The sequence below is a fragment of the Pseudomonas sp. RP-B7 genome (assembly GCF_059803535.1).
Genome location: NZ_JAPFHC010000001.1, coordinates 522,046 through 535,276, shown reverse-complemented (window position 1 = coordinate 535,276; position 13,231 = coordinate 522,046). Strand labels below are relative to the sequence as shown.

Genomic DNA, 13,231 nt, shown 5'->3' with positions numbered 1-13,231 from the left:
GCACACCCCGCAGGAGCCCCATGGAGCAGTTTCGCAATATCGGCATTATCGGTCGCCTGGGCAGTACCCAGGTGCTGGACACCGTCCGCCGGCTGAAAAAATTCCTGCTGGAACGCCACCTGCATGTGATCCTCGAAGACACCATCGCCGAAATCCTGCCGGGCCATGGCCTGCAAACCTCGTCGCGCAAGATGCTCGGCGAAGTCTGTGACATGGTCATCGTGGTCGGGGGCGACGGCAGCCTGCTTGGCGCTGCCCGGGCGTTGGCGCGGCATAACGTGCCGGTGCTGGGGATCAACCGGGGGAGCTTGGGTTTCCTGACGGACATCCGCCCGGATGAGCTGGAAGTCGAAGTGGCCAAGGTGCTCGACGGCCACTACCTGGTGGAAAACCGCTTCCTGCTGCAAGCCGAAGTGCGCCGCCATGGTGAAGCCATCGGCCAGGGCGATGCCCTCAATGACGTGGTGCTGCACCCCGGCAAGTCCACGCGTATGATCGAGTTCGAGCTGTATATCGACGGCCAGTTCGTGTGCAGCCAGAAGGCTGACGGCCTGATCGTCGCCACGCCCACCGGCTCCACCGCCTACGCGCTGTCCGCCGGTGGTCCGATCATGCATCCCAAGCTGGATGCCATTGTGATCGTGCCGATGTACCCTCATATGTTGTCCAGCCGGCCGATTGTGGTCGATGGCAACAGTGAGCTGAAAATCGTGGTGTCCAAAGACATGCAGATCTACCCGCAGGTATCGTGTGACGGGCAGAACCATTTCACCTGCGCCCCCGGTGACACCATCACCGTGAGCAAGAAGGCACAGAAGTTGCGGTTGATCCACCCGCTGGACCACAACTACTACGAAGTGTGCCGCACCAAGTTGGGCTGGGGCAGCCGCTTGGGGGGTGGAGGCGACTGATGCTCGATCCCGCGCGTAGCTACGACCTGATTGGTGACGTGCACGGTTGCGCCCATACCCTTGAGCACTTGCTCGACCAAATGGGCTACCACAAGCTGGGCGGCACCTGGCGCCACCCGTCGCGGATGGCGGTGTTCCTGGGCGATATTATCGACCGCGGTCCGCGTATTCGCGAGGCGCTGCATATCGTCCACGACATGACCGAAGCAGGCCAGGCGCTGTGCATCATGGGTAACCATGAATTCAATGCGCTGGGCTGGAGCACACCGGCGCCGCCGGGCAGCGGCAAGCAGTTCGTGCGCGAACACAACCCACGGCATGCGCGGTTGCTCCACGAGACGCTGACCCAATTCGAACAGCACCCCGGCGACTGGCATGACTTCCTCGGCTGGTTCTACGACATGCCGCTGTTTGTCGACGCCGGGCGCTTTCGTGTGGTGCATGCGTGCTGGGATGACGGCTTCATCCAACCTTTGCGTGCGACGTTCCCGGATGGCTGCATCGACCAGCATTTCCTGCAGGCCGCCGCTGTGCCGGGCAGCTTTGCCTGCAACGCCTTTGATCGCCTGTTGCGCGGTACCGACATGCGCTTGCCGGACGGCTTGACGCTGACCGGCGGTGATGGCCTGACGCGCTCGTTCTTTCGCACCAAATTCTGGGAAGACGACCCGAAAACCTACGGCGACATCGTGTTCCAGCCCGACGCACTGCCCGAACCGGTGGCGCGTACGCCGTTGTCGTCCACCGAAAAGAATTCCCTGCTGCGCTATGGCATCGACGAGCCATTGTTGTTCGTCGGGCATTACTGGCGCAGCGGCAAACCGGCACCGATCCGCGAGAACCTGGCCTGCCTGGACTACAGCGCGGTGCTGTACGGCAAGTTGGTGGCGTATCGACTGGACCAGGAAACCCGCCTGGACCCACGTAAATTCGTATGGGTCGACGTTGAGCGACCCGAGGTGATTGTATGAGTAGCGTGGCGGTATTGCGCTTGCCCCTGAGCGTTGACCTGAGCGGTTTCGTCAAGCTGCTGCAACGCATGCAGGTGCCCCATCGCGTCAGCGAGGAAGCGGGCGAGCAGGTGTTGTGGGTGCCGGAAACCATCAGTGACGACGTGCGCGTGTTGTATCAACGCTTTCCTGCCGGTGACCCGGACCAGCAACTGGATATTCCCGAGCAGGCGCCGGTGACGCGCCCAAGCTTTGTGCAGCAACTGCGCCACAGCCCGGTGACCGCGTTGGTGCTGCTGGCGAGCATTATCGTGGGTGCGGTGACCTTGCTTGGTGAAAACCTGCAGGCCATGGCCTGGCTGACGTTTCTGCCGTTTCGCATCATGGGCGAATACATCCAGTTCACGCCGTTGGCCGACAGCCTTGCGTCGGGCCAGTGGTGGCGCCTGGTCACGCCGATGCTGATCCACTTCGGCATCCTGCACCTGGCCATGAACGGCATGTGGTACTGGGAGCTGGGCCGGCGCATCGAAGTGCGCCAGGGCAGCATCAACCTGCTCGGCCTGACCCTGTTGTTCAGCCTGGTCTCCAACTACGCGCAATACGCTTACGGCGGTCCGAGCCTGTTCGGCGGTTTGTCCGGTGTGTTGTATGGCTTGCTCGGGCATTGCTGGATTTTTCAATTACTGTCGCCCAACCCGGCGTATCGTCTGCCCCGTGGGGTGCTGGTGATGATGCTGGTGTGGCTGGTGTTGTGCATGTCGGGGCTGGTCTCGATGATCGGTTTCGGCGAAATCGCCAACGCGGCCCACGTCGGTGGCTTGGTTATCGGTTGCCTGACCGGTTTGCTGGGTGGTGTGTACAACCGCCGCAAATCTTCTATTTGATAAGGAAGAGCTCATGTCCTCTTTTGCTGAAATGATCGAAAACATCACCCCGGACATCTACGCGAGCCTCAAGCTTGCCGTGGAAATCGGCAAATGGTCCGATGGCCGTAAGCTCAGTGCCGAGCAACGCGAGCTGTCGTTGCAGGCGATGATTGCCTGGGAAATCCAGAACCTGCCGGAAGAGCAGCGCACCGGCTACATGGGCCCGCAGGAATGCCAGTCGAAGTCGACCACCGTACCGAACATCCTGTTCAAGTCGGATGCGATCCATTGATTGAAATCGGTCGTGGTGCAGTCAGCAAAATGTCGGCGCAACTCGGTGAGCCGACCGTTCAATACGCGTTTCGCCTGGGCGATGCCGAGGTGCCGGTCAATCCGTTGATCGGCAGCCATATCCGCCTGGAATACCTTGGCGCCATCCATTGCAGCCATTGCGGCCGCAAGACCAAGACCAGCTTCAGCCAGGGGTATTGCTACCCGTGCATGACCAAGCTGGCGCAGTGTGACCTGTGCATCATGAGCCCCGAGCGTTGCCATTACGACGCAGGCACCTGCCGTGAACCGTCCTGGGGCGAGAAATTCTGCATGACCGACCATGTGGTGTACCTGGCGAATTCGTCGGGGATCAAGGTCGGTATCACCCGTGCCACTCAGTTGCCGACCCGTTGGTTGGACCAGGGCGCGAGCCAGGCGCTGCCGATCATGCGCGTGGCGACCCGCCAGCAGTCCGGTTTCGTTGAAGATGTGTTCCGTAGCCAAGTGGCCGACAAGACCAATTGGCGCGCATTGCTCAAAGGCGACGCTGCGTCCGTGGACCTCAAGCAAGTGCGCGATGAACTGTTCACGTCCTGTGCCGAAGGCATCAGCGCCTTGCAGGAACGCTTTGGCCTACAAGCCATCCAACCCGTTACCGACATCGAGCCGATAGAAATCCGCTACCCGGTGGAGCAATATCCCGCCAAGATCGTCAGCTTCAATCTGGACAAGAACCCGATTGCCGAAGGCACGCTGCTGGGGGTCAAGGGCCAATACCTGATCTTCGATACCGGCGTCATCAATATCCGCAAGTACACGGCCTACCAGCTCGCCGTGCATCAGTAGAAGGACACCAAGCATGCGCACCGAACAACCGAAGATGATTTACCTCAAGGACTATCAGGCGCCGGACTACCTGATCGACGAGACGCACCTGACCTTCGAGTTGTTCGAGGACCACAGCCTGGTCCACGCGCAACTGGTAATGCGCCGTAACCCTGAGCGCGGCGCGGGCTTGCCGCCGCTGGTGCTGGATGGGCAGCAACTTGAGCTGTTGAGCGTGAACCTGGCGGACCAGCAACTTGCTGGCGCCGATTACCAGTTGACCGACAGTCACCTCACGCTGCAGCCGAAAAGTGAGACGTTTACCTTGGATACCACGGTAAAAATCCACCCGGAAACCAACACCGCCCTTGAAGGCCTGTACAAATCCGGCGGCATGTTCTGCACCCAGTGCGAAGCCGAGGGCTTCCGCAAGATCACCTACTACCTCGACCGCCCTGACGTCATGAGCACCTTCACCACCACGGTGATCGCCGAACAGCACAGCTACCCGGTGCTGCTGTCCAACGGCAACCCGATTGCCAGCGGCCCGGGCGAAGACGGCCGCCACTGGGCGACCTGGGAAGACCCGTTCAAGAAACCGGCCTACCTGTTTGCGCTGGTAGCCGGTGACCTGTGGTGCGTTGAAGACAGCTTCACCACCATGACCCAGCGTGAAGTGGCATTGCGCATCTACGTCGAGCCGGAAAACATCGACAAATGCCAGCACGCCATGACCAGCCTGAAAAAATCCATGCGCTGGGACGAAGAAACCTACGGCCGTGAGTACGATCTCGACATCTTCATGATTGTTGCCGTCAACGACTTCAACATGGGCGCCATGGAAAACAAGGGCCTCAACATCTTCAACTCCAGCGCCGTGCTGGCCCGTGCCGAAACCGCCACCGATGCCGCGCACCAGCGGGTCGAGGCGATTGTCGCCCACGAATACTTCCACAACTGGTCGGGCAACCGCGTGACCTGCCGCGACTGGTTCCAGCTGTCGCTCAAGGAAGGGTTCACCGTCTACCGTGACTCGCAATTCTCTGCCGACATGAACTCGGCCACCGTCAAGCGCATTCAGGACGTGGCGTACCTGCGTACGCACCAGTTCGCTGAAGACGCCGGCCCCATGGCTCACGCGGTGCGCCCGGACAGCTTTATCGAGATATCCAACTTCTACACCCTGACCGTGTACGAAAAGGGTTCGGAAGTGGTCGGTATGATCCATACCTTGCTCGGTGCCGAAGGCTTCCGCAAAGGCAGCGACCTGTATTTCGAACGCCATGACGGCCAGGCCGTGACCTGCGACGACTTCATCAAGGCCATGGAAGACGCCAACGGTGCCGACCTGACCCAGTTCAAGCGCTGGTACAGCCAGGCCGGCACCCCACGCCTGGCTGTGAGCGAGTCCTACGATGCCGTGGCAAAAACCTACAGCCTGACCTTCCGCCAGAGCTGCCCGCAAACCCCGGACAAGGTGGAAAAACTGCCGTTCGTGATTCCCGTGGCGTTGGGCTTGCTGGACGCGCGGGGCGCGGCTATCGCCTTGCGTCTGGCCGGCGAAGCCAGCGCTGGTGCTACGTCACGGGTGATCTCGGTGACCGAGGCCGAGCAGACCTTCACGTTCGTCGACATCCCCGAGCAGCCGCTGCCTTCGCTGCTGCGCGGCTTCTCGGCGCCGGTGAAGTTGAGCTTCCCGTACAACCGCGATCAACTGATGTTCCTGATGCAGCACGACAGCGACGGCTTCAACCGCTGGGACGCCGGCCAGCAGTTGGCGGTACAGGTGTTGCAGGAACTGATCGGCCAGCATCAGGCCGGTCAGCCGCTGCAGCTGGACCAGCGCCTGGTCGACGCGCTGGGCACGGTGCTCAGCGATGAATCGCTGGACCAGGCAATGGTTGCGGAAATGCTCGCGCTGCCAGGCGAAGCCTATCTGACGGAAATCAGCGAAGTGGCGGATGTCGATGCCATCCACGCTGCCCGCGAGTTTGCCCGCAAACAATTGGCGGACAAGCTGCATGACGCCTTGTGGCTGCGTTACCAGGCCAATCGCGAGCTGTCGAAGAAGACCCCTTACGTGGCCGCGGCCGAGCACTTTGCCCGTCGTGCTTTGCAGAATATTGCGTTGTCCTACCTGATGCTCAGCGGCAAGCCCGAGGTGTTGGCTGCGACGTTGGAGCAGTTCGACGCCAGCGACAACATGACCGAGCGCCTGACCGCACTGGCGGTGTTGGTCAATTCGCCGTTTGACGCCGAGAAGGCCCAGGCATTGGCGGTATTTGCCGAGAACTTCAAGGACAACCCGCTGGTCATGGACCAGTGGTTCAGCGTCCAGGCCGGCAGCACCTTGCCCGGCGGGTTGGCGCGGGTGCGGGCGTTGATGGAGCACCCGGCGTTCACCCTGAAGAACCCGAACAAGGTGCGTGCATTGATTGGCGCGTTTGCCGGGCAGAACCTGATCAACTTCCACGCGGCAGATGGCTCGGGCTATCGCTTCCTGGCGGATCTGGTGATCCAGTTGAACGGGTTCAACCCGCAGATTGCTTCGCGTCAATTGGCGCCGCTGACCCGCTGGCGCAAGTATGACAGCGCACGTCAGGCGCTGATGAAGGCCGAGCTGGAGCGCATTCGCGCCTCGGGTGAGTTGTCGAGCGACGTGTTCGAGGTGGTCAGCAAGAGCCTTGCGTAAAGCCCATGGCATTTGATTCGCCACTGGCCGCCTATCAGCACGCCATCGCCGAGCAGGGCTTCGTCACCGACGACGCCCAGCGTCGGGCGGTGGAGGCTTTGCAAGCGTGTCACGAGGCGCTGCATCAAGGCCGTTCACACGTCGCCGGGGTTTACCTGTGGGGGCCGGTGGGGCGTGGCAAGACCTGGCTGATGGACCAGTTCTATCAAAGCCTGCGCGTGCCGGCGCGGCGCCAGCATTTTCATCACTTCATGGGCTGGGTGCACCAGCGCTCGTTTCAGCTCACGGGTATCCACGATCCCTTGCAAGCCCTGGCCCGAGAGTTGGCCCGGGAGGTGCGCGTGCTGTGTTTTGACGAGCTGTTCGTCAATGACATTGGTGACGCCATCATCCTGGGTCGCCTGTTCCAGGTGATGTTTGACGAGGGGGTGGTGATGGTCTGCACATCCAACCAGCCGCCCGACCAGTTGTACGCCGGCGGGTTCAACCGCGAGCGTTTCCTGCCGGGTATCGCGGCGATCAAACAGCATATGCAGGTGGTGGCAGTGGACGGCGCTGAGGATCACCGTCTACACCCTGGCACCGGGCTGCAACGTTATTGGGTGAATCGGCCCGAGGCCTTGGCCGAGGTGTTCAAGCACTTGAGTGAAGGGCAAGCCGTCAGCAAGGGGGCGGTCAGCGTCGGTTATCGTTCGATCATGGCAGTGCAGGCCAGCGAGACCGTGCTCTGGTGCCGTTATGCCGACCTATGCGAGCAACCGCTGTCGGCCATGGATTTCATGCAGTTGTGTGATCGTTACCGTGCGATCTTGGTGGGCGAGGTGCCCAACCTGAGCGCGCAGAAGCGTCCGGGACGCATTGCACGTGGCACTGAGGACGGTGCACAGCGGGTGGCGGCGGGGGATCGGGAGCTACCCGAACTGTCGGTACACGATGACAGCGTGCGGCGTTTCATTGCGCTGGTGGATGAGTGCTACGACCGCAAGGTGCCGTTGTTCATCGAGGCGGCGGTGCCTCTGGAGTGTCTTTACACCGAAGGCTACCTGGAATTTGCATTTCGTCGCACACTCAGCCGTTTGCAGGAGATGCAGTTGCAGCGCTTTGGCATGTGAGAAAAATTCCGCGCACTGCCTTGTTGGTGCGTGTGGATGCGCACAACCTGTGCCGTTTCTGTCGGGTATTGGTAGTAAATCTCCTTCATCTATAGCCTGCGCCGCGCATACAATCGTTCGCCTCAAAGGGAGACGATTCCCGTGTTGTGGCGATCGAGGAAGGCAATGGACACTCCAGACATTCTGGTGCTGCAAGCCAGCTACACCAATACCGTGCACGCCGAGGCCATCAGCCTGGTACTCAACCATTACGCCGAAGACCCGATGGGGGGCGGTCACAGCTTGCCTGCCGACCTGTTGCTGCAACTGCCTGGCGAGCTGGCCAAGCGCCCACACGCATTCAGCGTGCTGGCATTTGTCGGCGGTGAGCCGGCGGGGTTGGTCAACTGCTTCGAGGGGTTCTCGACCTTTGCGTGCCGTCCCTTGGTCAACATCCATGATGTGGTGGTGATGCAACAGTTCCGTGGCTTGGGTCTTAGCCAGAAAATGCTGCAGAAGGTCGAAGAAATCGCCCGTCAGCGTGGTTGCTGCAAGATTACCCTGGAAGTACTTGAGGGCAATGCAGTCGCACAATCGGCGTATCGGAAGTTTGGTTTTGACGATTCGAAGTTTGATCCGGCGCACGGCCGCATGCTGTTCTGGAATAAACCGTTGTAAGTAGTGATTTGTTAAGCGTGCAAAAAAAGGCGCCAGAATCTGGCGCCAAGTTTACCTTGGCCAAAGGAGCGGGAAGGCTAAGGGAGTTGCGCGTTGATTAAATCTTCGGTTGTTGCTCGTCGCCGCGTTGAGCCGCTTGTTCAGGCTTTGGTTGTTTTGCGTCATTGGCCGCAGTTTGCTCGGCTTTGCCATTGGACTGCTCTTGCATGAGCTTGAAGTTGGCGTAGAACTCCTTCGAACGCTCGGCGCCGCCTTCGGCAAAAGCGGCAGCAGAGGTCAGGGTCATCAAGCCTGCAAGCATCAGCGTAGAGAGTTTCATCGTCGGTATTCCCAGTTGGTTTTGAGGGGTGTCGGTCCGCTTGGACCAGACTCGTGGGGCCGATTATGTGCAGGCTTTATTAAGAGAGGCTTAACTGAGCGGCGTCGAAACTTAATATTTTTGTTAAGTTTCGAAGCGCCGCAGGGCAGGGGGATTAAAGTTTCCAGTCCAGCGCCAGTGTAATAGAACGTGGATCGCCCCAATACACGCCGTTATAAAAGCCGACGCGTTCGTAGTACTTTTTATCGAATAGATTATTCACGTTCACCGAAGCCGAAACGTGCTCGTCGAACTGGTAGCGCGACATCAAGTTGACGACGGTGTAGGCCTGCTGGGTGATCTTGGCGCGTTCGGTGTTCAGGTAGCCCTCATCGTCCCGGCCACCGCTGGGGCGGTCGGCGAACTGGTAGAAATCACTCTGCCAGTTCACTCCGCCGCCCACTGTCAGCCCGCGCCATTCGCCCGGCAGGCGGTAGGACGTCGATACCTTGAGCATGTTCAGCGGTACGTTGGTGTTGTTGCGTTGCTTATCACCATTGAGCGAGTGCGTGTAGCTGTAGCCCGCCGTGAGGTTCCAGTCGGGCAGCACTTCGCCCGATACCTCGGCCTCGAACCCTTGGACCTTGCTGCCTTTGCCGCTGGATGTGTAGAACTGTTCGCGGGTCACTGGGTCTGGTTCGGCTGCGTTGTCCAGCTCGGCGACGTTGTCCTGGGTGCTCCAGAAATACGCAGCGGCCAGGTTTACGCGCTCGTTGAGCAGGCTGCCCTTGATGCCGAGCTCATAGTTGCTGCCGACCACGGGCTCAAGGTATTTGCGGCTGACATCACGCACGCTTTGCGGGTTGAAGATGTCGGTGTAGCTGGCGTACACGGTGTACTGCGGCGTGATGTCGTACAGCAGGCCCGCGTAGGGGGTCCACATGTCGTTGTGGGTCTGGCTGGTTTTGGTGGCTTTGGTCAGGTTGAAGCTGGCGTCGTACTCCGGCGACACGCTTTCGATGTCCCAACTGCCATAACGGCTGCCCAGCACGGCGTGCAGTTTGTCGGTCAGGCTCAGGCGCGTGGCGAGGTAACCGGCCTTCTGTTTCTTGCGCGAGTGTTCGCCCTGAAGGTTGGTGGTGCGGTCGGGGAACTTGGCGATGGTGCCCATGTGCTTCCAGTCCTCGATGGTTTCGTAGCCGTCAGGCGTGGTGAAGCGCTGGTAGGGCGAAGCATCGCGCTGCTGGGACTCACCGTAACCCACCATCAGCTCATGCTCGCGACCCAGCAGCGCATAGGTGCCGTTGAGATTCAAATCGACCACGTCCATTTTCGAAGTGCCGACCATCTGGTTGGTCCAGGCGGTCATGCCACTGCCATCCGGATTGGGGAAGCCCGCACCGCCGTAATACACCTTGCCGTCGGTATCGCTTTGTCGATGGGTATAAGCGGCTTTGAGACGCCAGTCGGCCGACAGCTTGTGGTCGATGGAGGCAAAGGTGGTCTTGTCCTTGAGTGGCCAGGAGCTCCAATCTGCCGCCAGGTTGGCCGAGCGCGAGAGTCGTGCCTTGCTGCCGTCGCTGTTCCAATAGGGAAGGGTGCCCCAGGAGCTGCCCTGCACATGTTTGTTCTGGTAATCGAAGCCTACGGCGACCACGGTGTCGTCTGTCAGGTCGCCTTCGAGAATGCCGTAGCCGACTTCCCGTTGCAGCGCGTAATTGTCGCGAAACGACTTGCTGTCGCGGTACGCCAGCACCGTACGCCCACGCAGGCGCCCATCAAATGCCAGTGGGCCGCCGACGTCCAGGTAGCTGTAGTAGTTGTCATGGCTGCCACCGCTGACGCCGGTCTTGGCTTGCCACTGGGCGGTGGGACGTTTGCGGATCATGTTGACCGTGGCCGAAGGGTTGCCGGCGCCGGTGGTCAATCCGGTGGCGCCCCGCACCACTTCAATACGGTCGTAGATGATGGTGTCGGCGTCTGACTTCATGCGCCCGAAGGTGTTGAGCATGCCGTCGATCTGGAAGTTATCGATGCCGTAGCCACGCGACGAGTAGCCCGCCCGGTCCGAATCCAGATGCTGGACGGTAACCCCGGTGGTCTGGCGCAGTACATCAGTCAGTGTATTGAGATTGAAATCATCCATCTGCTGGCGAGTCACCACCGAGATCGACTGCGGGGTTTCCTTGATCGACAGGTTCAGCCGGGTGGCGGTGCTCATCGAGCCGGTCGTATAGGCCCCGGTGTGCTCGGTGGTGGTGCCAAGGCCTTCGGCGGTGATGCTGGTGCTGCCCAGCTCCAGGGCCTTGCTCGGCGTGGCGTCGGGGTCGGTTTCAGCCAGCAGGTGCGGGCTCAGTGCGGCACTGAACAGGCCGAGGGAGAAGGTCATGGAACGGGTAAAAGGCGCGAACATCGCGGAAGACTCCTTGTCGTCTTTGAGGCCTTCTCGGTAAGAAAAGGCCTTGGCTCAAAGACGAAAGGAGCGCCCGAACTTTAGGGCTGGATGAGAATGATTGTTATTTTTTTGTTACGAGCGGTCGTTTACTTGGCCACCACATCCGTAGGCTCGGTCTTCTTCGGTTTGATCAAACTGAAATCAATCAACGGCTTCTGCTGGCGCATGTACGGGTTGCCGATCATCTGTGGGCGCGCCTTGAAGCTGTCGCTGACCAGGCTCTTGCTATGGTCCAGTTCGTCGAAACTCAGCCCGGCCAGGTCGGCCCAGGTGTGGATCAACTGCGAGCTGCTGTAGGGCCGCTGCAAGTCGCCGGCAAAGCTCCAGTCGTGGCTTTCGCGCCATTTCGGCGAGGCGTAGGCCATGAACGGAATGGTGTACATCGGTGCCGTCGGCTTGCCTTCGTTGCGCCCCAGGGTGGTGTGGCCGGCGGAATCGAATACGTCTTCGCCATGGTCCGAGAGGTACAGCAAAAAGCCGTTCGGGTCGGTCTTGGCGTAGTCCTTGATCAGGCTCGACACCACGAAGTCGTTGTACAGCACGGCATTGTCGTAGCTGTTGTAGGTCGGCAACTGGTCGTCGCTGATCCCGGCAGGTACGCCCTGGCGGTCGGTGAACTTGTCGAAGGTCGGCGGGTAACGGTACTGGTAGCTCATGTGGGTGCCGAGCAAGTGCACCACGATGAACTTGCGCTCCGCCGGGTCGGCCAGGGCCTTGGCGAACGGTGGCAACACGTCGCCGTCGTACTGGCGGGCGTTCTGGTTGCGGTTGTTGTTCAGGTACACCTGCTCGTCAGCTTGTTCGGAGAAGGTGGTAAGCATGGTGTTGCGCTTGGTCATGGTCTGCTGGTTGGTGATCCAGTAGGTTTTGTAACCGGCCTGCTTCATCACGCTGACGATGGATGGGGTCTTGAGGTACAGGTCCGGGTTCTCTTCGTCGGCGAAGGTGAGGACCTGTTGCAGCGCTTCGATGGTGTAGGGGCGCGGGGTGATGACGTTGTCGAACACCGCCAGCTGATCGCGCAGCTTGTCCAGTTCCGGTGTGGTGTTGCGCGGGTAGCCATAGAGGCTCATGCGCTGGCGGTTGGTGGACTCGCCGATTACCAGCACCAGGGTCGACGGTTGGCCGGCCATGTTGTCCTTCAGATTACGCAGCGGCGGGATCTGGCTGGCGCTGTCGAGCATACCCTGCATGTTGTCCAACTGCTGGGTGTAGCGGTGATAGGCGACGATCATCTGCCACGGCACCGCCGGTTCGATACGGGCTTCGAAGCGATCGAAGGCCTCTTCCAGGGTGTCGCTGCGGGCGATCTGCTTGACCAGTGGGTAGCCGACAATCGCAATTACGATAGCGGCGGCCGCCACCAACGCCTGTCCGCGTGGCAGGTAGACCGGGCGTACACGGGTCCAGAGGAATATGGCCACGGCGGTGTGGGCAATGAACGCCAGCACGATCCACCAGGCGAAGTACTGGGTGGCATATTCGCCGGCTTCAGAGATGTTCGACTCGAACATGATGAAGATGACGCTTTGGGAAAATTCCTGCTGGTAGATGAAGAAATAACCCAGGCTGGCCATGGAGCAGGCCCACAGCACCACGCCAATCAAGGCGGAAAGCAAACGGGTTTGGCGCGGGAATATCAACAACGGGGCCAGCCACAGCGCACTCATGAAGAACGCCTGACGAAAGCCCGCAAAACCGGAAATGCCGGTCAATTGGATCAGAAGTTGAGTAATGCCCGAAAAGTACCAGAAAAACAGGAACAGCCAGCACAGGCCAGCCCAATCAAAGCCTTTCGCAGACTTAGTGCTGCGTTTGAACATCGCCATCCAGCGCTCCAACCCGGTTATTTTTCAGCTGTGTGCAGGGACGCACGCAACACAAGCCACCCTTGCATGGGGTGGCCCTTGGGGGCTGGAGTATCGAGAAGGGGGTGTGAAAACTTTGTGAGTTATTTGTAAGGATTACCTTACGAGGCGCTCAGTGTCGGGGCTGGGGCTTGGCTGAGCTGGCCTTGCAGGTGCGAACGCAGGCGCAGCACTTCCTGCTGCAATTGATCGCGCTCATCCTTCAACTGGCGCAGTTCATCGCGACGGACAGTGACGTAGAGGGTCTGTGGAGGGCGGGTCATCTGTGCTGTGCTCATTGCTTGCCTCGCAAATAGCCGGTGGATCGCGGTGCCAGAACGC

12 protein-coding genes are annotated in these 13,231 nt (G+C 60.1%); 8 read left to right on the top strand and 4 right to left on the bottom strand.

Annotation, left to right across the window (positions count from 1 at the left end; translation table 11 throughout):
- Positions 1 to 20 precede the first annotated feature (20 nt).
- From OPU96_RS02325 to OPU96_RS02290, 8 genes are all read left to right on the top strand, one after another.
- The gene (locus tag OPU96_RS02325; protein WP_003217892.1) at positions 21 to 911 is read left to right on the top strand and encodes an NAD(+) kinase; all 891 of its coding nucleotides are present in this window, start codon (positions 21 to 23) and stop codon (positions 909 to 911) included.
- On the top strand, positions 911 to 1,882 hold the full coding sequence (locus OPU96_RS02320; RefSeq protein WP_226457164.1) for a metallophosphoesterase: 972 nt from the start codon (positions 911 to 913) through the stop codon (positions 1,880 to 1,882). The genes OPU96_RS02325 and OPU96_RS02320 overlap by 1 nt, the downstream gene beginning before the upstream one ends.
- Positions 1,879 to 2,748, top strand: a complete 870-nt coding sequence (locus OPU96_RS02315) for a rhomboid family intramembrane serine protease (protein WP_226457163.1) — start codon at positions 1,879 to 1,881, stop codon at positions 2,746 to 2,748. Before OPU96_RS02320 ends, OPU96_RS02315 begins: the two co-directional genes overlap by 4 nt.
- A gap of 13 nt (positions 2,749 to 2,761) precedes the next feature.
- Complete coding sequence (locus tag OPU96_RS02310) at positions 2,762 to 3,022, top strand: YeaC family protein (protein ID WP_065927897.1); 261 nt, start codon at positions 2,762 to 2,764, stop codon at positions 3,020 to 3,022.
- On the top strand, positions 3,019 to 3,849 hold the full coding sequence (locus tag OPU96_RS02305) for a DUF2797 domain-containing protein (protein WP_192299674.1): 831 nt from the start codon (positions 3,019 to 3,021) through the stop codon (positions 3,847 to 3,849). Before OPU96_RS02310 ends, OPU96_RS02305 begins: the two co-directional genes overlap by 4 nt.
- 13 nt (positions 3,850 to 3,862) lie before the next feature.
- Positions 3,863 to 6,520, top strand: a complete 2,658-nt coding sequence (pepN, locus tag OPU96_RS02300) for an aminopeptidase N (protein ID WP_498558578.1) — start codon at positions 3,863 to 3,865, stop codon at positions 6,518 to 6,520.
- Positions 6,521 to 6,525: 5 nt separating this feature from the next.
- Positions 6,526 to 7,632 (top strand): cell division protein ZapE, encoded by a 1,107-nt coding sequence (gene zapE / locus OPU96_RS02295; RefSeq protein ID WP_226457160.1) that lies wholly within the window; start codon positions 6,526 to 6,528, stop codon positions 7,630 to 7,632.
- A 165-nt stretch (positions 7,633 to 7,797) separates the two neighbouring features.
- The gene (locus OPU96_RS02290) at positions 7,798 to 8,289 is read left to right on the top strand and encodes a GNAT family N-acetyltransferase (RefSeq protein WP_226457159.1); all 492 of its coding nucleotides are present in this window, start codon (positions 7,798 to 7,800) and stop codon (positions 8,287 to 8,289) included.
- 97 nt (positions 8,290 to 8,386) lie between these two features.
- Here OPU96_RS02290 and OPU96_RS02285 read toward each other — a convergent pair whose 3' ends face one another.
- From OPU96_RS02285 to OPU96_RS02270, 4 genes are all read right to left on the bottom strand, one after another.
- Positions 8,387 to 8,608 carry a hypothetical protein gene (locus OPU96_RS02285; protein WP_226457158.1) on the bottom strand — a complete coding sequence of 74 codons (222 nt, stop codon included), beginning with the start codon at positions 8,606 to 8,608 and terminating at the stop codon, positions 8,387 to 8,389.
- A 154-nt stretch (positions 8,609 to 8,762) separates the two neighbouring features.
- The gene (locus tag OPU96_RS02280) at positions 8,763 to 11,000 is read right to left on the bottom strand and encodes a TonB-dependent siderophore receptor (protein WP_498558577.1); all 2,238 of its coding nucleotides are present in this window, start codon (positions 10,998 to 11,000) and stop codon (positions 8,763 to 8,765) included.
- Positions 11,001 to 11,128: 128 nt separating this feature from the next.
- Positions 11,129 to 12,871 (bottom strand): phosphoethanolamine transferase CptA, encoded by a 1,743-nt coding sequence (locus OPU96_RS02275; protein WP_498558576.1) that lies wholly within the window; start codon positions 12,869 to 12,871, stop codon positions 11,129 to 11,131.
- A gap of 140 nt (positions 12,872 to 13,011) precedes the next feature.
- On the bottom strand, positions 13,012 to 13,188 hold the full coding sequence (locus OPU96_RS02270; protein ID WP_268945373.1) for a DUF6026 family protein: 177 nt from the start codon (positions 13,186 to 13,188) through the stop codon (positions 13,012 to 13,014).
- Positions 13,189 to 13,231: the final 43 nt, after the last annotated feature.